The 24,239-nt window shown below is 43.0% G+C and carries 23 protein-coding genes and 1 pseudogene; 17 read left to right on the top strand and 7 right to left on the bottom strand.

Translation table 11 applies throughout. The features are described 5' to 3' along the window. Positions 1-903 carry a response regulator gene (locus tag ASL11_RS31450; RefSeq protein WP_082596019.1) on the top strand — a complete coding sequence of 301 codons (903 nt, stop codon included), beginning with the start codon at positions 1-3 and terminating at the stop codon, positions 901-903. A 546-nt stretch (positions 904-1,449) separates the two neighbouring features. On the opposite strand, the gene ASL11_RS31445 is transcribed toward ASL11_RS31450, so the two are convergent. Continuing rightward, complete coding sequence (locus ASL11_RS31445; protein WP_056623898.1) at positions 1,450-2,163, bottom strand: SDR family oxidoreductase; 714 nt, start codon at positions 2,161-2,163, stop codon at positions 1,450-1,452. Positions 2,164-2,190: 27 nt separating this feature from the next. Beyond that, the gene (locus ASL11_RS31440) at positions 2,191-2,742 is read right to left on the bottom strand and encodes an NAD(P)H-dependent oxidoreductase (RefSeq protein WP_056623893.1); all 552 of its coding nucleotides are present in this window, start codon (positions 2,740-2,742) and stop codon (positions 2,191-2,193) included. A 251-nt stretch (positions 2,743-2,993) separates the two neighbouring features. Here ASL11_RS31440 and ASL11_RS31435 point away from each other — a divergent pair, with 251 nt between their 5' ends. Together ASL11_RS31435 and ASL11_RS31430 are read left to right on the top strand one after the other, a co-directional pair. Next, positions 2,994-3,332 carry a winged helix-turn-helix transcriptional regulator gene (locus ASL11_RS31435; protein ID WP_056623890.1) on the top strand — a complete coding sequence of 113 codons (339 nt, stop codon included), beginning with the start codon at positions 2,994-2,996 and terminating at the stop codon, positions 3,330-3,332. A 523-nt stretch (positions 3,333-3,855) separates the two neighbouring features. Then, positions 3,856-4,344, top strand: a complete 489-nt coding sequence (locus ASL11_RS31430) for a DinB family protein (RefSeq protein WP_056623887.1) — start codon at positions 3,856-3,858, stop codon at positions 4,342-4,344. A gap of 86 nt (positions 4,345-4,430) precedes the next feature. On the opposite strand, the gene ASL11_RS31425 is transcribed toward ASL11_RS31430, so the two are convergent. Further along, the gene (locus ASL11_RS31425) at positions 4,431-5,294 is read right to left on the bottom strand and encodes a LysR family transcriptional regulator (protein WP_056623884.1); all 864 of its coding nucleotides are present in this window, start codon (positions 5,292-5,294) and stop codon (positions 4,431-4,433) included. A 128-nt stretch (positions 5,295-5,422) separates the two neighbouring features. On the opposite strand from ASL11_RS31425, the gene ASL11_RS31420 reads away from it, so the two are divergent. Next, on the top strand, positions 5,423-5,845 hold the full coding sequence (locus tag ASL11_RS31420; RefSeq protein ID WP_056623881.1) for a GNAT family N-acetyltransferase: 423 nt from the start codon (positions 5,423-5,425) through the stop codon (positions 5,843-5,845). 372 nt (positions 5,846-6,217) lie between these two features. Here ASL11_RS31420 and ASL11_RS36820 read toward each other — a convergent pair whose 3' ends face one another. The 3 genes and pseudogenes from ASL11_RS36820 to ASL11_RS36110 form a co-directional block, all read right to left on the bottom strand. Then, complete coding sequence (locus ASL11_RS36820; RefSeq protein WP_157257123.1) at positions 6,218-6,364, bottom strand: hypothetical protein; 147 nt, start codon at positions 6,362-6,364, stop codon at positions 6,218-6,220. A gap of 426 nt (positions 6,365-6,790) precedes the next feature. Then, entirely contained in the window at positions 6,791-6,952 is a 162-nt protein-coding gene (locus ASL11_RS36815) for a hypothetical protein (protein ID WP_157257122.1), read from the bottom strand. 241 nt (positions 6,953-7,193) lie between these two features. Continuing rightward, positions 7,194-7,325, bottom strand: a pseudogene (locus ASL11_RS36110) (transposase); the annotation flags it as partial. Between the two features lie 148 nt (positions 7,326-7,473). On the opposite strand from ASL11_RS36110, the gene ASL11_RS31415 reads away from it, so the two are divergent. Then, on the top strand, positions 7,474-7,917 hold the full coding sequence (locus tag ASL11_RS31415) for a hypothetical protein (RefSeq protein ID WP_056623878.1): 444 nt from the start codon (positions 7,474-7,476) through the stop codon (positions 7,915-7,917). Between the two features lie 451 nt (positions 7,918-8,368). Here ASL11_RS31415 and ASL11_RS31410 read toward each other — a convergent pair whose 3' ends face one another. Next, positions 8,369-9,259 carry an AraC family transcriptional regulator gene (locus ASL11_RS31410; RefSeq protein WP_056623875.1) on the bottom strand — a complete coding sequence of 297 codons (891 nt, stop codon included), beginning with the start codon at positions 9,257-9,259 and terminating at the stop codon, positions 8,369-8,371. Positions 9,260-9,372: 113 nt separating this feature from the next. Between ASL11_RS31410 and ASL11_RS31405 the strand changes: the two genes are divergently transcribed. The 12 genes from ASL11_RS31405 to ASL11_RS31355 all read left to right on the top strand — a co-directional run bounded on the left by ASL11_RS31405 (position 9,373) and on the right by ASL11_RS31355 (position 24,235). Next, complete coding sequence (locus ASL11_RS31405; protein ID WP_442953112.1) at positions 9,373-12,711, top strand: DUF5107 domain-containing protein; 3,339 nt, start codon at positions 9,373-9,375, stop codon at positions 12,709-12,711. 11 nt (positions 12,712-12,722) lie between these two features. Beyond that, the gene (locus tag ASL11_RS31400; protein ID WP_162261686.1) at positions 12,723-13,658 is read left to right on the top strand and encodes a hypothetical protein; all 936 of its coding nucleotides are present in this window, start codon (positions 12,723-12,725) and stop codon (positions 13,656-13,658) included. Positions 13,659-13,959: 301 nt separating this feature from the next. Beyond that, positions 13,960-14,133 (top strand): ATP-binding cassette domain-containing protein, encoded by a 174-nt coding sequence (locus ASL11_RS37265; RefSeq protein ID WP_157257121.1) that lies wholly within the window; start codon positions 13,960-13,962, stop codon positions 14,131-14,133. Continuing rightward, the gene (locus ASL11_RS31395) at positions 14,082-14,813 is read left to right on the top strand and encodes an ABC transporter permease (RefSeq protein WP_056623867.1); all 732 of its coding nucleotides are present in this window, start codon (positions 14,082-14,084) and stop codon (positions 14,811-14,813) included. Before ASL11_RS37265 ends, ASL11_RS31395 begins: the two co-directional genes overlap by 52 nt. A gap of 180 nt (positions 14,814-14,993) precedes the next feature. Beyond that, positions 14,994-15,962 (top strand): lysylphosphatidylglycerol synthase transmembrane domain-containing protein, encoded by a 969-nt coding sequence (locus tag ASL11_RS31390; RefSeq protein WP_056623864.1) that lies wholly within the window; start codon positions 14,994-14,996, stop codon positions 15,960-15,962. Position 15,963: 1 nt separating this feature from the next. Next, positions 15,964-17,424, top strand: coding sequence for an alkaline phosphatase family protein (locus ASL11_RS31385; RefSeq protein WP_056623860.1), 1,461 nt, complete (start codon positions 15,964-15,966; stop codon positions 17,422-17,424). Further along, positions 17,417-18,166, top strand: a complete 750-nt coding sequence (locus ASL11_RS31380; protein WP_056623858.1) for a glycosyltransferase family 2 protein — start codon at positions 17,417-17,419, stop codon at positions 18,164-18,166. Before ASL11_RS31385 ends, ASL11_RS31380 begins: the two co-directional genes overlap by 8 nt. Beyond that, positions 18,163-19,692, top strand: a complete 1,530-nt coding sequence (locus ASL11_RS31375) for a hypothetical protein (protein WP_056623855.1) — start codon at positions 18,163-18,165, stop codon at positions 19,690-19,692. Before ASL11_RS31380 ends, ASL11_RS31375 begins: the two co-directional genes overlap by 4 nt. Before the next feature lie 125 nt (positions 19,693-19,817). Next, positions 19,818-20,858, top strand: a complete 1,041-nt coding sequence (locus ASL11_RS31370; protein WP_157257120.1) for a hypothetical protein — start codon at positions 19,818-19,820, stop codon at positions 20,856-20,858. A gap of 53 nt (positions 20,859-20,911) precedes the next feature. Continuing rightward, positions 20,912-22,402: a copper amine oxidase N-terminal domain-containing protein gene (locus ASL11_RS31365; protein WP_056623849.1), complete on the top strand. Its 1,491-nt coding sequence runs from the start codon at positions 20,912-20,914 to the stop codon at positions 22,400-22,402. A 90-nt stretch (positions 22,403-22,492) separates the two neighbouring features. Next, on the top strand, positions 22,493-23,416 hold the full coding sequence (locus tag ASL11_RS31360; RefSeq protein WP_056623846.1) for an FTR1 family iron permease: 924 nt from the start codon (positions 22,493-22,495) through the stop codon (positions 23,414-23,416). 54 nt (positions 23,417-23,470) lie between these two features. Continuing rightward, a complete protein-coding gene (locus ASL11_RS31355; protein WP_056623843.1) occupies positions 23,471-24,235 on the top strand; it encodes a UDP-glucose/GDP-mannose dehydrogenase family protein in 765 nt (254 codons plus the stop codon). The last annotated feature ends 4 nt before the right edge of the window (positions 24,236-24,239 follow it).

Genomic DNA, 24,239 nt, shown 5'->3' with positions numbered 1-24,239 from the left:
ATGCTGTCATTCGGAATAGTAGACGATGATGCGGTAAGCAGACTGATGCTGCAAAAAATCATTGAAAAAGGTGGTTTAGGCGAAGTCGTAGGGACAGCAGACAGCGGCAGCGAAGGAGAAAAAGTTCTTCTGGAAACGACGCCGGATGTCGTGCTCATTGATTTACTAATGCCGGATCAAGATGGAATTGAGACCATTATTCGATTGAAGGAGCGCGGTTATCAAGGAAAGTACGTGATGATTTCACAAATTGAAAATAAAGAAATGATTGGTAAGGCTTATCAAGCTGGTGTTGAATTCTATATTCAGAAGCCGATCAATAAGATTGAAGTTGAAGCAGTCCTGTCCAAGGTTAACGAGCAGTGGAAGATTAGCCGCTCCTTGAAGGAAATCCAAGAATCTTTAACCAAGCTAAGTCTACTGCACACAGGTTCAGAGAGTACGCGTAAAAAACGAAGCGTCCGTGAAATCCTTCAGCCGATTCTCATGGATATAGGGATAGTAGGTGACAGCGGTAGTCGCGATGTGATGGACATTATGGAGCATCTCATTCGTCATCATAGAGGGGAAGGAATTCCACCGCTGAAGGAGCTCTATGAAACTGTAGCCCGCTGCCACAAGGTAAATGAAGCGAACGTAGAGAAAGAAGGCAAAGCTGTCGAACAGCGAATTCGTCGAACCGTTTTGGCTGCGTTAACCCATATAGCGAGTATTGGCTTGACGGATTACGGCAACCCCAAGTTTGAGCATTATGCGCCTCTTTATTTTGAATTCCAGGATGTGCGAATGAAGATGAAAGAAATCGATGAGAATTGGAAGCCGGAGAAGGGTAAGGTTAATGTTAAAAAATTTCTACAAGTCCTTTACCTGGAAGTCACCGACAAATTGCGCAGCGAGCATTAGGATAAGTAGGAAATTAGGTCAGAGCTATACATTTCTCATCTTAGGAATAACAAACTTGAGTGCTTTTAGATCCCCGTCAGCTGCGCGGTTTTTTTATTTTAAGGATGTAAGTCTATTTCATATGCCATTAGAGCGTAAAGGAAGCAATGTACTGGGGAATTCTAATCCACTTGATTACGCTAACGGATAACGTTAGTTCAATGAATAAAACGGGATCTGCGGCTACGGACTCCGTTTTATTGTGATTTTGGAAGCATTTCCTTGCTGCTGCGGCAAATATATGATTCAAGAAGTACAACAACATGAAAATACCTGCAAAACATGCTAGCGACAAGAATATCCCTACAAAGTGAGAAAATTGTCTAGAAAGACATGGTATATAATCTTCCTAGACAAGTTGGAGATAAATTGATCCATACTTTAATTGCAGTCAATGGGGGAGTGTAATAAGATGCCCAGCAGCTTGGTGCCAGCTATTCCAATTATTCTCTTCCGCGAAGAAACATTATTTGTTTCTCAAAAGTGTGTTGTATTTAGCTGGAGTAATTAAGCTAAAATATGCCCGCCTTCCACATGGAGAACAGTTCCGGTCACGAAACCATTTTGGATCAGGTACAGTACGCTTTGCGCGACATCTTCCGCTTTTCCTACCCTTTTCACAGGAAGTTTGTGGGCGATCGCCGTATATAATTTAGCACGCGCGTCTTCTGGCATTTTGCTGCGTGATGGCGTATCGATGATACCGGGCGAAACGGTATTCACCCGGACTGGAGCAAGTTCCAAAGCTAGAGTCTGACTCAGGCTCGATACGGCTGCATTGACTGCGCCAAGTGCCGATGAACCCACCATCGCTTTGTAGGCGACAACTCCGGAGAACAGGGTGATTGAGCCGTTCGGCGAAAGTTTCGGAGCGCCGTATTTCGCTGCGTAGTATTGGCCCCAAAATTTGTTTTCAAAAAGTTGCCGCGCTTTGGCCGCATCCGTTTGTAGAAAAGATCCGCCGAATGTTTCGGCTGCACTGACAACCAGATGGTCGAACGGGCCAGTTTTTTCAAAAAAAGCTTTTACTTGCTCTTCATTTGTCGTATCCAGCGTGTACGCCGAAGCATTGGAGCCAAGAAACTCTTTTGCTTTTTGTAATTTATCTTCCGAGCGGCTCGCAATGATCACCTCCGCGCCAAGTGCGATCGCTTGCTTTGCTGTTTCCAAACCGATTCCTGAACTTCCGCCGATAATCATAACTTTTTGATTTTGTAACATGTGATTTCCTCCTCGTAGGTAGTTGAATTAAAATTTCAGTACATTTTTTAGATGTGCATGGAGTTCGGTTACATATTTGTCGATGTTCGGATTTTTGATGACATCGTAGCAGGCGAAGCTCTTTAAAGGGCGCATACCGAGAAACTCCTGAACGCGATGCAAATGTCCCAGTGCTCCTTCCAAGCCGTCTCCTTTAAAAAACTGCATCGGATCGTTAAATGCCTTTTCAGGCGCGTTCCAGGTAGTCGACAACATATAGGTTTTGTTAGTTAACAATCCGCCTCGTCCATATTGATCACCGCCCTTGAAAAATAAACCGTACGCATAAACTTCATCCATGTACGTTTTTAATAACCCTGGCACGCTGAACCAATAGATGGGGGTTTGGTAGATAATCGTGTCAGCCCAGACAAACTTCTTCTGCTCTTCTTCGACGGAATAGCCTTTTTGCAGTGTGGTTGTTTTTACTCTGTTGTTTTCATGTAACAAACTAACCATACTGTCCACTAGAGTTTGGTTCAGCCTTCCCTCTGATGAACCGTATTTTTGGTGACCGTTAATAATTAAGAAATTTTTCATTTTCAAAAATCTCCTTTGTAGTTTAGTTTTCAGTTACGACGCCGAGAAATGTGCCATGCGCAATGGAAGCAAGGATGCTGTTAATTTCCTCCTCATGGTAGGAACGTTGTTGTTTGATAACAACGATATTATATATATATTAACTTTATTTTGGGAAGTAGTGATATTTATTTCATATAGTTTCCGAAAGTGAATTAATGTGATATGATTAGGAAAAATCAAATAAAAAAAGTACGGGGGGATAGGTTCCCATGCATGAAGTAGAACCAATCGAACTGAACAAAGGAAAAGCGGGACAGCCTTGTCCTATTGCCAAAACACTGGATGTCATTGGGACAAAATGGACATTTTTGATTATTCGGGATTTGCTTATCGATGGCACGTTGCGGTTCAGCGATTTGCTGAAGGCCATGGAGGGGATCAGTCCCAAAACACTCTCGCTCAGATTGAAGGAACTTGAGGATCATGGCATATTGGTAAGGAAGGTATATCCGGAGGTTCCTCCGCGTGTCGAATATACGTTGACGGAAAAGGGAAAGCGGTTGGAAGGCATATTTATTGAGTTAAAGAGATTCGGCTTGCAGTTATAAAAGATTGAGATGCATCATCAAATAAAAACAGAGCAATAACGGAAAAGTGTATTCCGCTATTGCTCTGTTTTTGTGCTGTCCGGGTCATAAAGAAACCGGGCGGGGTTAGGTTATCTTTTTATGGCCATTATGTCGTGAAATTCAGCGATTTTAATAATTGTAGGGACTTTCTTGTCGCTAATGAGAGTATTTTCTTGTCGTTGTACTCAAGCAATATTCACTGTGACTTGAACTATTTCTTTGCCACAGTTTGAATCATTTCTTGCCTAAAATCATTCGATTTTAGGTTATTTTCATTCCAACAAGTTCATTTATGAAGCATATTTTTGCCGTAAGTTCTGAATTTGAAGCATATCCTTGCCGCCAGTACTGTGTCTTGAAAATTCGAATTCGCTCAACTAACGGGCAGAATAGTTCCAATAAGTGGTAGTATATAGATAACGAGAAGGACGATTCAACTTAGGTTCTTTGTTCGACAGAATAGTAAGCTTAAATTAAATCGTGAAAGAAGCGGAGGAATATCATGCAAATTATGTTCCGTTACAATTGGTTGGTCAGGGAAGAATGGTACCGGTGGTGTGAGGACGTACCGGAGGAGGAACTGCTTCGTATTCGTACAGGTGGAGTCAGGGGGATTTTGCATACTCTTTTTCACATTATCGATGTGGAGTGGAGTTGGATTCGTTCCCTGCAGGGAAAGTTAGATTTTCAAGAAAGTTTTGAAAGCTACAGTAGTTTGGAGAAAGTTCGCAACCTGGATGCAGCGCTCCGGCCTGAAGTGCAAGCGTTTGTACATTCTTGGGACGTAGGTATGGAGACTTGCCCATTTTACGATCCCCAACCGGACGGGAAAGTGGCCGTCGATGCGTGGGGTGAAGTAATGCGTCACATAATCGCACATGAAATCCACCATATTGGCCAACTATCGGTCTGGGCGAGAGAAGTTGGCAAAAATCCTGTGTCAGCTAATGTTATTGGCAAAGATCTCATCAAACCCCAGTTGTTACGCTAAGGGGAACGTTAGTGTGGTTTTTGGTTTTTATAGACATCTTCACTTTATAATAACATTAAGGCTTTAGTTTTATTAAAACAACAAGATTATGAAATCAGTTGTTCAGATAAAAAGTTGATAAACGACCTAGAAGCAGGAGTTAATGTTTCCATCGACCTTATAACACTTCCTATCGTACGAGTAAAAGTCGGATATAATGGTTTGCTGCAAATTTTTGCATTATGCTTGGGAAGAGCTAACTCAGGAAGTAGTGAAACTCCTAATCCTGCTTCTACGGCTGATATTATTGAATAAGTATTATGAAAACTATATTTAACATTTAGTTTTATTTCCGTGTTTCTTAGTATCTCATTTAGGAGTTCTTCATATCCTTTTACATTAATATAGGGTTCAGTAGCTATATCTTTTATAGTAACAACAGGTGAATCCCTTAAAGGATGTGATTCAGACATAACAACAAGCATTGAATCATGAATTAATGGTTCGAAAATTAATTCACTTGAATTGATTGAAATACCTAAATCTACGCTGCCCTCTTTAACCCATTCAATGATGTCGTTATAATCCCCCTCAAATACATGGAATTCGATCTTTGGAAACATTTCATTATATTTTTTAATAAGTCCAGGAAGCAGTTTTGCTATGAAACTCGGAAAGCAACCGATTTTTATTAGACCAAATTCAAGGTCAACTAGTTCTCTTGCTTTCTGTTTAATAATTGCTTCCTGATTAAAAATTTCTCTTACATGAGGGAGTATAGATATACCAGCCTGAGTTATTTTTACAGTTCTATTCACCCGTTCAAATAATCTAATACCTAAATTCTTTTCTAATGCGGCAATGGAGTGGCTTACTGCAGACTGAGTCATATTTAATTTTTCAGCGGCTTTGGTGAAGCTCCCGATTTCATATACTTTTAAGAAAACTTCAAACTGTAAATGATTTATCATATCTCTTCCTCTGCTTAAACATGAATTATTTTAATGCGAACTAGTATAACTATTCATTTGATTAATTTATTTTCTATCATATACTTAAAATATATTTGATACAAGCAGTCTAAAGGAGGAATTTAGGAATGTATAAGATAAGAGAAATGACAATTGAAGATTATGAACAAGTTTATTGTCTATGGAACGAAATCGAGGGGCTGGCACTAAGCGATGCAGATTCTAGACCAAACATTGAACTGTATTTAAATAGAAATAAGGGACTTAGCTATGTTTACGAGGAAAACAATAGAATAATTGGAACCATATTAACAGGTCACGATGGAAGAAGAGGGTTTATATATCACTTAGCGGTGAATCCTAATTTCCGAAAACAGAAGATTGGAAATAAACTTGTTGAAATGAGTTTAAATAAATTAGAAGAGCAGGGAATAAGTAAGTGTCACATATTTGTTATTGAAAACAACATCGGAGGCAATCATTTTTGGTCCGCTATAGGTTGGGAAAAAAGAAGCGGCTTTTTTGTATATTCTAAAGATACTAAAGTGTAATCTGATCAAGAAATTACTACTTCCTTTAAATGGGAAACGATAGCGGCTGAGCATTCCACATTATGAATTGGATAATGTTGTTTGGAAGAGACATAAACCGAGAGACATTAAAAGAACTGAGGAAGAAAGAGATCAACTTGTAGAGTCAAAGGCAGTCCTAATTACGGACATTCTTAAAGAGATTCAAGAAGAGGAAAAATAAGAGCAAGCAGCGTTACGCTAACTGCGAACGATAGTTGAATAAGTAAGAGGCAGCCAGGAACATTGGTTTTATGTTCCTACTGCCTCTTAATATTTTAAAATTGAAATGTAGCTCACCCGTGCTCATCTTTCGACACAATAGCATAACCGTCATCTTTGAAGGTTGGCGAATTATGGTTCATCAATATATTCTTCTTCGTTCGGAATGCTGTTCAAAGGGTTTGTATCTTTTCTTTTCTGATCTTGCTCGGTGTCGCAGTTAACAATACACTTCATGATTTCATCGGAGTTGTCTTGAATGTTAGTGTACTCAACCATGGATGTACCTCCTTTCATCTAGATTAGATTTTCCAATAACAAGAAAATTATTCGAGTAGTGATATGGATGCTATCATTGAAGTAACGGGCAGGATAATGGAGCAACCTTATCGATACTCCTTGCCAATTACCGCCATGTTGTTGACCTGGATGAGGCATTCCCTGCCATCCGCGCTGATGACCATGCCATTGACCACCATGATACATTCGTATTGTTTTAAGGGTGGGGAGAAACGGATAACCGTTTGAATTTTGAGGAATTTGGAGGGGGCAAAAGAAAATAAAAAACACCCCGTAGGATAGAGGTGTTTAGGAGGATGATACTTAGGATGAAAGGATGCATTATCAACATATTCAAAATATTTACATATGTATCTAGGCGATATCCAATTTGCAAAAAAAAGAAGTGGTGCGCCTTTTTCATACCTAGTCTCCGTCAAGACTTGCCCTACATGTTTCAAGCACTGTTGTTTCAGAACTTTCGATTAAGTTGTTATTTTCTTGAACCTCTTCTGTATTGATCAAGACATCTGTACTTGTTAATTCGGATTCAACTTTTTCAGAATTCTCATTTAACTTGTTATCCATACGGGTCAAGACCTCCTGTCAAATTTTAAAGGATTAGTACGATTACAATGGGGGCCTTAGGTCCTTCGAGCAGTCCTGTTAACAGGCTTAGTGATGTCACAAATGAAGCAGATACGGTTTAAGCCTTTTATTTGCTTTACATTGTCACAATAGATGCATTTCATTGTATCTTCCACCTCCTAGCTAAGCTATTATACCCGTTGGTTAATAGTGTATATACATAAGTTCAAATTACAGAAAAAACGCTTGGATCAATACCGGCAAAGGCGACCAGTTTCTTTGCGTGATCAAACCGATCGATCTCACCAATCTCAGCTAAAATTGTTGCAGTAATCTTAGTGCCAATTCCGGGTATCGAAAGGATAGCTGAATAAACATCAAAAAGGCTGCTGACACCAAGGTTTCAGTACCTTCTCAGCTAAACGTGCACTAACGAATGAACTTAAACACTTTCAACGAGGATCAGTTAAAAAACCATGCTCATACCCTGAATCATAAGAAATTAAGGAGGGTGTCACGAAATGAAAATCATTCGAAGAATTTGTGGGAAATGCCCCATTCCCGTTAATCTGACATTAAAACAACGTCTCACCCAGCAAATCGGATTTGGTTCAGATCCTGTTTTTACAACTACAAATGGAAGGTCAATTAACGGAGTCATTCGAAAAGTGGGAAACAAAGCCTTTGCACTAAGGGAACTGGATACTAATCGGCTAAGGATCATTCCGTTCACAAGATTGGCTGATTACAGATTTGAAATAACAACAGGAGTTCCGCCGATAAAAAATGTCGCGGTTATTCATGCGAAACAAGCGAGCTTTCTTGCTTTTAACGTAAAAAAGGGTAAAGACTATGTTGAATTTGTTCAAGTTTTTGTGGAATATGACCAACAAACAATTACCATTTTTAACGCTTATTACATTTTTCGTATATTATTCGTATATCACACTTATGGTACGAATTGATTTACTCGTATCCCCATTTAAAACAGTGACGGTATTACTTCCAGTGTTAAGTACATAAATCCGATTAAGGGGTTCATTAAGATAGATTTTGGAAGGTTTTCTTCCAACTGGAATAGTCTTGATGATACGATGCTCCATTAAAGTAACGCCTAATTCTTCCATTTATCATCTTGCCTGTAAAAGAATGGGGGTGTCACCAACTGAATCATTATTTGTTGGTGACGGGGGCTCCAATGAGCTAGAAGGAGCTGCAAGTATTGGAATGAGGGCTTACCATGCTACATGGTTTATTCCGACATTCAAAAGCGAAAAAATTACGGGTTTTCCAAAGCTAATAAAGCCATCAAAGTTACTAGAATTAATAAGACCTTAATGTAATAATCGAAATTTTTTTGACAGTTGAAGCAGTTGATAAAACACACTTCAATGATTCAAGATTATTTCCTCCATGTTATCCTTTCGGAACGTTTCGAAAAACACTAGGGGCAGAACCCATCATTTTCTTAAATAATCGCGAGAAATAATAGGGATCAGTAATCCCAATGCTTGCGCCAACTTCTTTGATAGACAGAGGCGTTAAACTGAGCAGTTGGGCTGCTTTTTGAATTTTCATGCGTAAAAAGTATTCAATCGGCGGAAATCCTGTTTCTTCGTTAAATAATAAAATTAAATGCTGTCTAGATAAGCCTGTGTGTTTGGCCAATTCTGGGAGCTTAATGGTAGTTTCTATACGATCATTCATGTATTGGATGGCAACTTCTAGATATTGCTCCCTTTTTTTGACTTTGGCTGTACCACCTACACGGATCCCAATGCTGCTAATCAGTTGGCGGACGGACTGGGAAACATACGTGTGGATGGGTAATGAATAGGTTTTATCGGATAGCAAGTAATAACATTTATCAAAAACCTCTTTGTACTCGGTCATAGTGCCGATGGGTAAATGTAGCGGTCCCGTATCCATTCCGTACATTTGAATAAAAGCCGTTGTATGGTCGCCTTGGAGATGAAACCAGTAAATACTCCATGGTGTATGGGTAGAAGCACCATATCGATGTGGTGTATGTGCAGGAATGACCGCCAAATGATTCTGAGTTAGGGTGATTACAGGTTGTTGACCTAATTGGATCCAACCTTCTCCTTCGGAGCAAAAGATGAAAATATGAGAATTGCTGCCCTCAGGACGTTCGCGATAATGATGGCGCGCATGCGGGAAGAAGCCAATATCACTTACAAATAAATCACGCGTCAGCTCGGAGCGGGATAGTTCAGTCTGCATATAATCAGGAAGGATGAACAATTTCTCCTCTTCAAACCCTTCACGTTTTCCAACTATATCCAAGTATAGACCCCTCCTCTGATAATAAGAATATAATCCATTATAATAAGCATTTTGTCAATTGGCTGTTGCTAGCATCCGAGGTAAAGTAGAGATAATCAGATAAGGGAGTGATGATGTTGAGTCAGAAGGTTCGCATATGGGAAGAAGTAAAGTCGATTCCGACTTACGGCATTGGTGAGCCGGATCGCAATCCGATGTTTTTAGAGAAACGTGTATATCAAGGAAGCTCTGGTAAGGTATATCCCCATCCAGTTATCGATAAAATTGAAGATGAGAAGAAGCCCCATTCCTATCGTATGGTGATATTAGAAAATGAATTTGTTCGAATTGAGATTATGCCTGAGCTTGGCGGACGCATTTACCGTGCGTTGGATAAAACGAATGACTACGACTTCGTATATTATAATCAAGTCATTAAACCAGCATTGGTTGGCCTAGCCGGTCCATGGATTTCCGGTGGCATCGAATTCAACTGGCCGCAGCATCACCGTCCAAATACGTACGGTCCGGTTGAATACAAGCTCACTGAACAAGAAGACGGAAGCGCTACCGTTTGGGTGAGTGAGATCGACCGCATGTACGGCACGAAAGTGACGGCGGGATTCACGCTGTATCCTGGCAAAGCCTATCTAGAAATTTCTGCACAGCTATATAATCGAACACCGGAGCCACAAACGTTCTTGTGGTGGGCGAACCCTGCAGTTGCGGTAAATGATCATACGCAATCTGTATTTCCACCAGATGTTACAGCCGTCTTTGATCACGGGAAGCGTGATGTGTCTAGGTTTCCAATTGCAACAGGAACGTACTACAAAATGGATTATTCTGCAGGTGTTGATATCTCACGCTACAAGAACATTCACGTTCCTACATCGTATATGGCTTATAAATCTGATTACAACTTCGTTGGCGGTTATGATCATGGCGTGCAAGCAGGCTTGTTGCACGTGGCGAACCATCATGTGTCTCCTGGTAAGAAGCAATGGACGTGGGGGAACGGTGAGTTTGGGCAGGCTTGGGATCGCAATCTGACAGATGAAGATGGCCCATATATTGAGCTCATGACTGGCGTTTACACAGATAACCAACCGGATTTCACGTGGTTACAACCCTATGAAGAAAAATCATTCAAGCAATATTTCATGCCTTATAAAAATATCGGAGTCGTTAAAAATGCCTCCATCGATGCTGCGGTCAACTTAGAAGTTGATGAAAAGACACGTGAAACTGTTGTTCTTGCTTATACGACTTCCTTGTTTAATGGCGCTGTTGTTGAGTTACAAGGCCGTAGCCGAACGTATTTGAAGGAAATTGTGGAGCTATCCCCAACACAAACGTTCAAATCAGTCCTTACACTGGATGAAAACGATCAAGCACACGATTTGAAACTGACTGTAAGGGATGCAGAGGGGACGCTTCTCATTGCTTACCAGCCTGCGAAGCCTTCGATTGAGCAAGTCCCAGATGCAGCTAAGCCACTGCTGGAACCAGCGGAATTGAAAACGAATGAGCAGCTGTATTTAGCCGGTCTGCATTTAGAGCAATATCGCCATGCAACGTTCGAGCCGGAAGATTACTATTTGGAAGGCTTAAAGCGCGACCCGGACGATAGCCGTATAAATGTAGCTTACGGCACACTCTTGCTGCGTCGCGGGCTGTATGACAAAGCGGAAGTTCACTTCCGGACGGCTATAAAGTCTCTGACTTGGCGGAATCCGAACCCTTATGACAGTGAGGCCCTCTATCAATTAGGAGTAGCGCTTAAGGAACAGGGACGTAAAGAAGAGGCATTCGCAGCACTATACAAATCGACATGGTCCGCGAACTGGCAAGATGCTGGCTTTTTCACACTGGCACAAATTGCTTGTGAGAAAGGTTCGTACAGTGAGGCGTTGGAATTGGTTGAGCGTTCACAAGTGCGCAATTCCCGTAATTACAAAGCGCGTCACTTGAAAGCTGCGCTTCTGCGGAAGCTGGGACATCTGCAGGAAGCACTAGTCTTCTCGCAGGAGACACTGCTACTGGATATCGCGGATTTCGGATCAGCCAACGAACGATATCTTACACTTTCAAGCCAAGGCGAGCAGGCGATTGCAAATGAAGTGAAGATGGAGCTTGTGCGACTCATGCGTGGGGATGCACATAATTATTTGAACTTGGCGGCGGATTATGCGAATTGTGGCTTATATGAGGAAGCTATTGAATTGCTAGGACGAATTGTTCAAGATCACGATTCTTCAGAAGTGAACCCGATGATTCATTACGCACTTAGTTTTTTACATGATAAAGCAGGATATGCTGACATGGCTGGGCGCCATAGAAAAGCTGGAAACGCGGCAAATTCAGATTACTGTTTCCCTAATAATTTATTTGATTTGCAAGTGCTGACGAGCGTTATTGCTGTGGCTACTGAGGATGATGATAAAGCTCACTATTACCTTGGAAATTGGTTTTATGATAAAAAAAGATACGAAGATGCGATAACGCATTGGGAAGCATCACGTACCATCCGAGAAGATTTCGCGACCGTGCATCGTAATTTGTCACTCGCTTATTTCAACAAACAGGGGGACAGAGCATCGGCTCTGATTTCCATGGAGAAAGCCTTTGCATGCAGGCAGGATGATGCACGGGTTTTCTATGAACTGGATCAATTGTATAAGAAGCTTAGTTACACCGCAGCTACTCGTAGCGCTAAGCTAGAGGAACACCAAGCTTTAGTTAACAAACGCGACGATCTTTACGTGGAGTATGTTACTCTCCTTAATACGCAAGGTTATCATGACAAAGCCATTCAAGCTATACAAGCACGCAATTTCCACCCTTGGGAAGGTGGCGAGGGTAAAGTCACAGGTCAGCATGTATTTGCCCACGTTGAGCTTGCGAAAAAAGCTTTAGTCGAAAATCATTTTGAAGAGGCTGTATCATTTTTACAACAAGCACTTATTTATCCGGATAATTTAGGTGAAGGTAAGCTGTCGGGTGCGCAAGAAAATAATGTGTATTATTATCTTGGACTTGCTCATGAAGGTTTAAAGCAAACGAAGCAAGCACAGGAATGTTTCGAAATGGCTTCACAGGGACTAGATGAGCCAGCTAGTGCCATGTATTACAATGACCAACCGCCTGATATGATCTACTATCAAGGAATGGCATGGCTTGCTCTGGGCATTGAGAAGGAAGCTAAGCGCCGCTTCAATAAGCTGATCGATTATGCAGAGAAGCATCTGTTCGATGAAGTGAAATTTGATTACTTCGCAGTTTCCTTGCCAGACTTCCTAGTATTCGAGGACAATTTGAATGTTCGAAATGAAGTTCACTGTCGATATATGATGGGTCTGGGGTATCTCGGTCTGGGTAACATGGAAAAGGCGAGGGAACAGTTTGAACATGCACTAGGTCTGGAAACGAATCATTCAGGCGCACGAATTCATTTGAGTATGTGCAAATGATGACTGAGCGTATGAGCAACATAACAATGGGAACTTATAAAGGCTTCTTATCGGTCACCATTGAAAATGAACAAATCCGCATGGTGATCATACCGAGTCTCGGAGCAAAATTGGTATCACTGATTTATAAGCCAAGTGGTAAGGAGTGGCTGATTGATTCAGGTGAAAGACCGTTTAGACAGCCTGAATACGGCTCATCCTTTGGCGAATGGGATATGAGCGGCTGGGATGAATGTTTTCCGACGATTAACGCTTGTCCATGGGAAATGGATAAGAGCATTAACCTGCCCGATCATGGCGAAATTTGGTCGCTTCCTTGGACATATAGAATCGAAGAGAACGAGGTTATTTGTTCGGTAGAAAGCCAGTTGTTATCGTATCAGTTCACAAGAAGCATCTCCTTCTACTCGGGCAATAAGGTAAGGATGAATTACCGTGTGGTAAATAAGAGTGACCAACCCATACCTTTTTTGTGGGTACCTCATCCCCAACTTGCAGTCACTGAACCGACGCGTATACTTCTTCCTGAATCCATGTCGGAAATGCTATGCGTGTACGAAGGTAAGAGGCTGAAGAATGGGGAAACATATGCTTGGGATGAGATATCATTAATTTATCCCACGGTTACTGGGGATGGAAGAAAGTTTTATTATGAGGGGCAAGTACCTGTAAGTTGGTCTGGCCTATACGGTCAGGAAAGTGAAAACTTTCTAATCGTATCTGTTCCAAAAGATAGGGTTCCTTATCTAGGAGTTTGGATGGATGAAGGGATGTTCAACGATCGAGTTACTTGTGCATTAGAGCCTAGTATTGGTTATTATGATTCACTTAATATGGCTGTAAGTAATGGGACTGCACAGACAATACCAGTACATGACTCTTTTGAATGGTATGTAGATATAGACCTCGGTGCAGGAGATTGGCATTATGTGATTGACAAGTTATAAGGATATGCATTATGAGAAGAGGATGCACTTAGGTGTGTCCTCATTTGACGATAGACCACTCGAAGTATTTTAATCTCTTCTTTCATAGAAAGAATGTCGGAAGAGGATAATTATTTCAAAGTGGTTAGATCAATCCAGATTTTGGACTTGATAAAGATGGGAAGGGTCTTCAGAAAGATGTTGCCGCTGATTGCGAGGAGTCTCTTTTTATTTGAAATTTAGGCTATTGGCGGTATTGACCCAATTGGAGCAAGTGCTACAATGAGTAAAAGATCCCAAAGGACCTGAAAGGATACCCATCATGTTTGAAATTAATAAGCTGGCCAAGCTTTCATATAATCAGGACAATCCTAAGTCTCCTTACCTATTCTCGGGTATTACAGTAAAGATTCAGCAAGCGGAACGTATCGCCCTCATCGGTTCATCAGGGCAAGGGAAAAGCACACTCCATCATTTTGGCAGAAGCTTGGATTAGAAAAAGAGATTGCAGTTGGTACGATACGATCGACTTTGCAATTATTATTTATTGGATATGTGCTGCATTACATTTTTCAAACCCAGCATGTTATCTACTTGATGATCATTATTACGCTTATGATTTCTGTAGCCTCCTGGAATGCGGCCAAACGCGGCGGCGGCATGCCTGGCATTCTATGGCGAATCGCCTTGTCGATCATGACGGTGGAGATTCTTATGATGGGTATGCTTCTGGGGCTGCATCTCATTGAACCAACACCGCAATACATCATACCGCTAAGCGGCATGACCATCGGAAATGCCATGATCGTATCGGGCTTGTTTATTACTCAACTCAAAAGAGAAGTTCTTGCATCGAAAGGTGAGATTGAGGCCCTATTATCACTTGGAGCCTCCGCAGGACAGGCACTGCAAGACGTAAGGAAACGAGCGGTTAAATTCAGTATGATCCCGACCATTGACGGCATGAAGACTGTAGGACTTGTTCAGCTTCCAGGGATGATGACAGGTATGATCGTGGCAGGAGCTGAGCCAGTGGAAGCTGTGCGTTATCAAATTTTAATCGTATTCTCCTTTACCGGCTCCGCAGCAATTACGAGCATACTGTTAAGTGTCCTCATCTATAAGTTAGTGTTTTCGGAACAGCTGCAAGTAAAAGTATTTCACGAGGGAAGATAAGTAGTTATTGTTTTGGATAAAATAGACAGCACAAGAAACCTGAGGGATTGCTGCCCTCAGGTTTTTTTATACATTTTAGTAAATCTTCGATTGACGTAAAGGTGTAAACCGCCTATACTGACCATGATTCTCATTCTCATGCTTGTATTTAACTTCATTCCAAAGAGGGTCTCAACAAATATGCTGACAAAGAAACGAATGATCCAATTTATAGCGATCTTTCTGGTCGTTTGTTCCATTGTTATCACATGGCAATGGTTCGATTCGAAGGAATGGCTTCGTGATGTAGGGCTGCTCTTCCACCGGCCCAAATGGTTGGTCTTCATGGTAATCGCCTACTTAGCTTCCTTTCTTCTCAAAGCGGCAGCTTGGCGAATATACGCGGGACAAGATGTCAAATTCGCGGTCTATTTTCATGCGATTAGCTACAGTTTGCTCGTAAACCATGTGCTGCCGATCAAGGTGGGAGATGGGGTTCGAACCGGTTTATTAATGAAAAATGGCAGAAAGTCATGGGAGGATGCACTCCATTCCGTAGCGGTTATGCGCCTATTGGATATGCTTGTGCTGGCGGTCATTGGAGGGATTGGCATCGTCCGCATGGGTCTGCCTTCTTCTTGGATATGGGTGACGCTGCTGGCCTCTGGCACAGCGATTCTCGCAACGGCTCATTATTTACCTGTGATTCGCAAATTCCCATTTGTCGTCAAACATTCTGCCTATTTTCATCTTAAAATGCTTTCGGGCAAAGGGCTCGCCATCCTGGGTTTAATCACATTCAGTTGGGTGCTAGAAGCGGGGGTCATTTTCGCAGTCTCCCAAATTATTAATGTGCAATTAGGAAGCATTTCGCTCGTATGGGCCAATAGCATGACGATTGCTGGGCAAATTTTTCATATTACACCTGGGGGCATTGGCACCTATGAAAGTACGATGAGCGGCTCACTTGCCTTATTGGGTGTAGATGGGAAAGACGCCTATCGAGCGGCGCTATTGTCACATACGTTTAAATTTCTATTTGCCTATGCGTTAGGTGGCTATTCTTTGTTGCGGATGCCGCTGCACTTTCGAGAAATGAAAGCTTGGATTAGCCGAGTCACAAGTCAAACTAAATCACAATCCTATAACAAAGTGCGGAAGGAAGATTAATATGAAAAAGGCATCATCTTTTGAGATTGTTGCAGCACGCTGCTGGAACCTATTAAATGAGGGGAAACCGTTTACACCAATTTTCGTTGTCGGCGTTTTTCTGCTGTACCATATCGGTGTATGGTCTGATTCTAGCTTTTGGAGCGCGGCGGGTCTAAGCCTGCTTGTGACGCTTCCTCTATTTGTAATATATTATTGCTTTGATTTTCCGCTCTTTTTACGCAATTATTTATGGTTGCCACTTATTGCCGCACTTCTTATTTGGGAACGAAATGAACTAACGCTATATGTGCTGGCGTTAGGGGTGTTTTATTTCTTTACGATTTATTTCTGGGGCACGTTTTACTACCATTTGCGAATTGGAACGACCTGGTGGAACTTCACACGCTTCTGGAAGCTTGTTCTGAAAAATAGTGACTCTACCAGCGGCAATGCGCAGGAGCAGATGCCTAAGTTTCTGTTGTTGCTGTTTGTATGGAGTCATTTTTATGGTCAATTCGAGGGGGATGTTTCGGCTGATGTGGGTACAGGGCTGCTATTTGCAGGAGGTTTGTTGATCTACAGTTTCATTCTGCACCGTAACTTATTCGACTGGAAGCCATCTGAAATTCCAACGTATACACGTGATTCAAGCCCTGTACAAGCAGGCGGAAAAGCATTGAACCAGAAAGTGATCGTTATCGTTGTGGATGGCATGCGTAAAGAACGCTTTGAGGAAGCAAATGCCCCATTTATGAAGAAACTGCGAGCAGAAGGCACCGAATATGCGCAAATGGAAACCGTATATCCAGCGCGTACCGTTGTATGCTTCTCCTCGATGTTTACAGGTACATATCCACGTGAGCATGGGATTCGCTCCAATATGGTGTGGAGGCTGGGTATTCGGGTTGAGAGTATTTTCGATTCCCTGCGTAAAGTGGGCAAAAAAGGTCGCTTGCTGGGCATTGCACACTTGATTGACTCCATGGGAGACGATGTGGAGAGTGTGACGGCTGTTATGCACAACGATGTTGCAGATCGTAATATCATCGAGCGAGCGAAGAAGATTATGGCAGAGCAAAATCCTGACCTACTCGTTGCCCAATTAATTGGAGTTGACCAAACAGGTCACAGCCGAGGTGTTCTCTACGATGATTACACGCAAAAGATTGCCGAAGCGGACCAACTTATTGAAGAGTTCGTCGGTTGGCTCGAAGAACGCGGTATGATGGCGAATACAACACTGATCATCTGTGCGGATCACGGGCAAGCAGACGGCATTGGCGGACATGGGCATCTTGACGAAGGCGAGCGTTATGTGCCTTTCTTCCTGCACGGTCCAACCATCGAAGCGGGCCGCCGCATTGATGAGAAGCATTCACTCGTATCTATGGCGCCGACGCTGGCTTATTTGCTGGGAGCACCCTTTCCAAGCCATAGTCGTGGACCTGTTCTAACGGAGGCTATTAAAAATCATGACTAAGAAAAAAATCATCGTTTTCATGCCTGCACATAATGAAGAAGAGAATATCAGCGGGGTCATTGCCCGCGTTCCGAGAGATTTCCACCCGCAATATGAGGTGGAAGTGCTTGTGATCGACGATGGGTCTAAGGACCTCACCGTCCAAGTTGCGCGCGAAGCAGGGGCCGACCACATTGTGTCGTTTCCGCACAATCGGGGGCTCGGCGCAGCCGTTAGCGAAGGGCTGAAGCAATGTTGCCTGCTCGGCGGCGACATTGGCATCATGATTGATGCGGATAATGAGTATCCGCCGGAGCAAATCCCTGACGTCCTTACGCCCATTATCAGCGGGCGCGCGGACTACACCTTTGGCTCACGCTTCAAAGGCCACATTCATGGGATGAAGTTGCATCGACGCTTAGGCAACTATACCTTTACGCTGCTGCAGGCGATCTTGCTTCGCAGATGGATTTATGACGGACAATCAGGGATGCGCGGATTCTCGCGCGATGCCATGGAGAACGCCGTCATTATTCACGACTACAACTACGCCCAGGTGCTCACGATTAATCTGGTTCGTCAGGGCTATCGTTTAGAGGAGATTCCGATCTCGTACCAAGTACGGACCAAGGGTCAATCCTTCATCAAGTTCAGACAGTATGTGTCTTCCGTAATTCCGGCGATTTACAAAGAAATGAGACGTCCCGTCTCCCGCAAGCGCAAGGCTAGTGTCCAAATGCATCGAGATGAACCGAGCTTATGACACGCAACGCGTTAGTAATGGCGCTTTTTGCAATTGCGGTTATTGCTAGTGTGATCTGCTTTAGTCTGCTATATGCGAGTCCTTATGTGCGTACATGGGACGAGGTGGACTTCACACTCGCATTGCATCGGTATGATTTACTGGCCATGCAGCCTCATTTTCCTGGATATCCCTACTTTATTCTGGGTGGTTGGTTTATTAAGCATTGGATTAATAATCCCGCTATAGCCTTATCCGTCTTCAATACCTTAGCGGCATTAAGCTCCGCGATTCCTATGTTTTTATTAGCACATCGTCTGACGGGCAGCGGCATCAAGAGCCTTTTGCTGCCCGCACTCGTTTTAAGCAGCCCCTACATTTGGCTCATGTCCTCACGTCCCATGTCGGAATGCGCAGGCATGGCCATGCTGTGGTGGTTTCTTTGGAGTATCCGCTTTGCGATGGATCGTCCGCACGCTGTGCTGCGTCACGGGCTAGCGCTGCTGATGTTCAGCTTCTTAATGGGGATTCGCCTATCTTTCTTTCCTTACGGTTTAGCCTTAGTCCCCCTCTGGTATTCGCTTTGGCAGCAGGGGGCTACCCGTTGGAGGAGATGGCTCCGAGTAGGAGGCTCAGCTCTGGCAGCAGGGCTGTTTCAATTGATTTGGGTAGCCGGCTTGGTACTTTCCGAAGGAAATGTGGCTGGCTTCTGGAAGTTGTCCCTAGCTTTTGTAGAGGGGCATTTCTCTGAGTGGGGCGGTGGCGTGATCTCAACGCCGATGCCCCTGGGGGACCGAATCATCCAGCTATTCGGGCATAATTTGCTAGGTTCTGCCCTTTTCGGTGGTTCCATTCTTATTGGCACCAGTTTCGCGATTTTGGCTGTCATAACGTTGGTCGTGCGAGGATTCGTCGCATCGATAGAGCAGCTTAATAAAGAGAACAGGAATTACTTATTTTGGTTGGTCGGTTGTGCTGTTCTTTATTCCATATGGGCGTTAATAGGTCAAAATATCGAAAAACCTCGACATATTGTTCCGGTCGTTTCGCCAATTTTATGCCTCCTGTTTGTCTATATCATTCGAACGGCAGATGCTGTGAAGGCCTCAGATCCTAAGTCGCGTCTGTTGAGACTAGCACCAAAGTTGCTGTACACGCTCTTCATTAGTCTCATTGTCGTACAGGTTTTCTATGGCTCGCAGCTATTAAAAAGACAGGCTTTGGACGAACCAGCGATTTATCAGCTGCATGACTATCTGAGTAGCTTACATGAGCCTCTCATTCTGTTTACATGGGAAGAAACGAGAGTCCTACAGTACTTACAAGCAGATTACGAACATGAGCGCATCTATACGTATGGGTATTTTCAATCATTGGCAGGAGCCAATTCGGGTCGACGCGTTTTTCTAACCGATCATGTTGTGCAAGGTTTTGCGGCTCAGGGGAAATTGGTGGAATCGCATTTAAAACAGATTGCCGAGTTTACATCCGATACGCTGTTTGACCCTGCCTATGGACACGTGACTTTATTTGAATGGGTTCGTTAGTTACCATTATGAACGAACGATGAACAATGTGTGATCAAGTTGTAAAATAAAGGTTGACATAAAAATGGACAATGATTATCATTATCAATGACATTGAGAATCAAATTCATAGCAGAGGTGAAGATATGAAAAGATGGCTACTAGCCGGATTGACTCTTGTGTTTGCGGCATTACTCATCCTGCCGACTTCCGCGCTGGCATATTCATACGGTGACGCGAATACCGAAGATGTCGCTGAAACTTTTAAACTGGTGCAAACCAGTATTGGTGATGGTGCGAATGACTGGGGAGCAGCAGAAGGTGCCTACAAAGAGCGAAGAGCTGAAATTGTAGCACACTTTGGTGAAGAGGTCGGAACTACGTTAGATGCTAATTTCAAGGCTAAGGATAATAAACTAGTTATTGCTAATTTCAAAGCTGTCCTTGTTATGAACTTAGATCGTCGTTTTACCTATGCTGAACAGGGTATTGATGACTATGCGGGTGCAAAGCTGCTATTGGCCAAAGCCAAAGCAACCTATGATACCTTAGAGCCTTACATAGGATCGGGCAAAGCAGAAATTGATAAGTCATTTGACGCTGCTCTTGATGCATTAGGTAATCCAGGATTGTTCGGCGTTGGGAAGAAGCCAGTGCAGCCTGCTGTATTTAAGGAGAAGGTTGATTTTATCTTTGGTAAGGTAAAGTCGCTATTTCCTTACAAAGCTTACAGTGCACCAGCACCAGTTGCCACAAGTACGCCAACGCCTACCGTTAAGCCGGTAGAGACGACAAAGACAGAGCCCGTTGTGAAGGTGGAAGTTAGTCCTAAGCAAGAACAGCCTGCTGCAACGACGGAGACCAAACCGGCAGAGACGAAGGCGCCAGACGCAGCTGCGACAGTTGCGACAAGTTCTCCTGAGCCGTCTGCATCAGCATCAGCAAGTCCAAGCCCAACACCGACGACTGAAGAGGCTAAGCCTACTGCTACAGTAGAAGCACCCGCTAAAGCTACAGAGTCAACTAGCACAGCCGTGAAAGCTGAGCCTGTGAAAGAAGCAGCAGCACATGCACCGATGCAACGCTCAGACAAAACGAATCCATGGGTCAGTGTTGGTGTCATTGGTGGTGTCATCATTGTATTAGGCGGGGCCGTATGGTTCGCTCGCAAAAGAAAGTGGATTTAACCGTAAACGTTAGATCAACAAAAAAATTGAGACGAATAGAGGAGAAACTTATCATGCGTAAATTTTTATCAGTAGTATTAAGTGCTTCAATCGCTCTATCAAGCGTTGTTACAGTAACATCCGTTGCTTTTGCAGAAACTAAATTCCAAATCAAAGAAGATCAAACGATCTCCGCTAGCCTTAAATCGTTCACAGATATTAAAGCACTTTTCACAGATAAAACCGATAAAGCTGTGCTTGCTGATATTAAGAAATTATATGTAGATAAATTCCAAACCGATGTTAAACGTCTGGATGTCAACATCAAAGCAGATGATCCTAAAATGGATGCCAACATCTTGCTTATTTTGGATGCTGCCATTAAAGGTGACTTGCCAGTTGGTCCAGCGAAAGAAGCAATCGATAAAGGTTTGCAATGGTATTACTTCTTCGCACTTCGTGATTTGATGAGCAATCAAGTACGTCCTGCGTTGACCAAGGGTGACATCGCTGGAGCGACAGCTGCTTTCGATAAAGTCGTTCAAATTTATGAAGGTGCTCTACAAGCTAACGTTGTAAAACGTGATACGAAGTATAGCTTGAACATGGTACCACTTTTGAAAACAACAATTGAGCTAATTCAAAAAGATATCAAAGATAACAACTTGAATGACTTTAACTTCCACCGTCAAATTCTTGACAAAACATTGATCAAAAACTATGCGCTTGCAACATATACATACGCTGAAAACGTTGGATTGGCTGCGGCAGCTGACCAATCAAAAGCGATCACAGAAGGTTACTTCCTGTTTATGCCTGTATACACTTACCTTAAAGGCGGAAGCCCTGCTGACGCTGATTTCGTTAAGAATGCCTTCGCTTCCGGCGATGCTAGCAAAATCAAACAAGCTGAAATTGGCGATGCACTTCAACGTACGATGATCGGTAAAGTATCTGAATACCTTAACCAAATTCTAGTTAAACAAGAAGCTGGTGACCTACAAGGAGCACGCGGATATGTTGCTGAAGGTACGATGTTCCTTGCTAGCCAAGAAGTGTTCTTGGGTAAAGAGAAATTTGCAGCTGCAAGTGTTGCAGCTACGAAATTAAATGAAGCTGTTGATAAATCCGATGCAGCCGCTACGAACGCAGCTATCTTTGACATCGTAAAATTCCTCGTTGATAAAGATGGTTCCAGCTTAAAAGTGAACGACAAAGGATATAAAGTAAATGGCGCTGCTTTCACAGCTGAGAATGCTCCGTTCGTTAATCAAGAAAGCGGCCGTACGTTAGTGCCGGTTCGAGTTATTGCTCAAGCGATTAATGCGCAAGTTGAATGGGTTGAAGCAACGCAAACGATCGTGATCACAAAAGATGGCAAGAAAACAGAAATCAAGGCTGGTTCCGATCAAGTTGTTGAGAATGGTAAAGTAAACGAGAAAGTTAAATTGGATCAGCCGGTTGTTCTTCAAAACGGCAGTTCATTCATCCCATTGCGTGCAGTAGCTGAGTTGTTCAGTTATGGCGTATTCTATCAAAATGGTGAGATCATCATTCTTCGTTAATCATCTCGTTCAGAAGGAAGACACTTGTGCTGTATAAGCACAAGTGTTTTTCAATGTTCAGATGCAAGGAAAGAGAACAGGAGGCAGATCATGGATTTACAGGCATTTCTCATTACGTTTCGCGAAGCACTGGAAGCCATTCTCATTGTAGGTGTCATCCTTACTTATTTGACTCGAATAGATGCGATCCATTGGCATAAATGGGTATGGGTTGGCGTGTTTTTCGCCATAGTTGTCAGTTACGGCTTGGCTCTTGCTTTCCAGGTTTTATTAACTGGTTTTGCAAGTATGGGTAGTCAGAATTATTTGAAGATCGGGATTATGCTCGTCTCATCTGGTTTATTGACTCATATGATTATGTTCATGGGGAAGCAAAGCAGTGAGATGCAAGGCAAGGTTCAAAGCAAGGTTGCTCATATATTGACCATTGGCGGCGCCATTAATATGGTTGTTCACTCCTTTTTGGTTGTTGTGCGCGAAGGCGTGGAGACGGTATTCTTCTTCGCTGCTATTACGGGTGGCGACATTCAGAAAGCGCTTGAAAGCTGGGGAGCTTTATTCGGTCTGGTGCTAGCCGCAGTGGTGGGACTACTCTTTTTCAAAGGGACAAAGAAGATTCGTTTGAGTACGTTCTTCCGGATAACCGCTGTCTTCCTCATGATGATTTCGGCTGGACTGTTTGTTCAGGCGATTGGGATTATGCAGGATTTAGGAATTATAGGCAGCCTATATCGAACAGCAGGACACCAGATAGCTGAAATTTATAATATTACTGCCTTTATGCCAGAACACCCTATTGACGGTGTGCAATATCTGCGTGATTATGGAAAAGAGCCGCTTATTAACGGCCAAGTCGGTATTTTCTTTAAAGCTTTCCTTGGTTATACGCAGAATCCTTCACTGGAAGAGTTCGTGGGTTACTGGGGATATTACTTCTTCGTATTCATTCTTCTAGCTGTTCAGAAGAAGCGTCAGGAACAGCAACAGATCCAAGAAGATAAAGTGGCCGCGTAATACATAGGGGAATCGACTATTAATTGATTATCAACATGAGGAGCGAGGATAACGATGAAGATAGGAATTGTTGGATATGGCCATGTAGGCAAAGCGATTCATGCTTTATTTCCCAAGGCTGTTATATATGATGGACCTCTACAGATGGGCAGCCAAAATGAGGTGAACGCATGTGACATGGTGTTTGTTTGTGTTCCGACGCCCTCGCTTCCGAATGGTAAATGCGATACATCTATTGTGGAAGAAGTTATTGTGTGGCTGACATCTGAAGTGATTGTTATTCGTTCGACCGTGCCAGTTGGCTTCACGGATGATATGAAGGAACGCACAAGGAAGAGAATCGTTTTCCAGCCTGAATATTACGGGGAAACCGTGGATCACCACTTCTCCGACTTACGTCACCGTACGTGGCTTACGTTGGGAGGCGCATCTACCGATACTAGCCTTGTGGTTCGTGCGTATCAGCAGGTGTATAACGCGGAAGTGAGAATACGGTTAACAGATGCCCGTACAGCCGAAATGGCGAAGTACATGGAGAATTGCTTCCTTGCGCTGAAGGTGTCATTTTGCAATGAATTTTATGATGTCGCTGGTGCATACGGCATTGATTACAATGAATTGCGTGAGGTTTGGCTCGAGGATCCTCGAATCGGGCGAAGTCATACATTTGTCTATGAGGATAATCGCGGTTATGGTGGTAAATGCCTGCCCAAAGATGTTAACGCACTCATCAGCTTCGCTGAGGATAAGGATGTTAACGTCGATTTAATGCGATCTGTTCAGCAAAAAAACAACCGACTTCGAGATTTAAAGGATTAGAGAA

Origin of the sequence: Paenibacillus sp. Soil750, from assembly GCF_001428045.1 — a bacterium.
GTDB classification, from domain to species: Bacteria; Bacillota; Bacilli; order Paenibacillales; family NBRC-103111; genus Paenibacillus_E; species Paenibacillus_E allorhizoplanae.
Note: the sequence above shows the minus strand (reverse complement) of the source record. Positions and strands in the feature narration are given on the sequence as shown.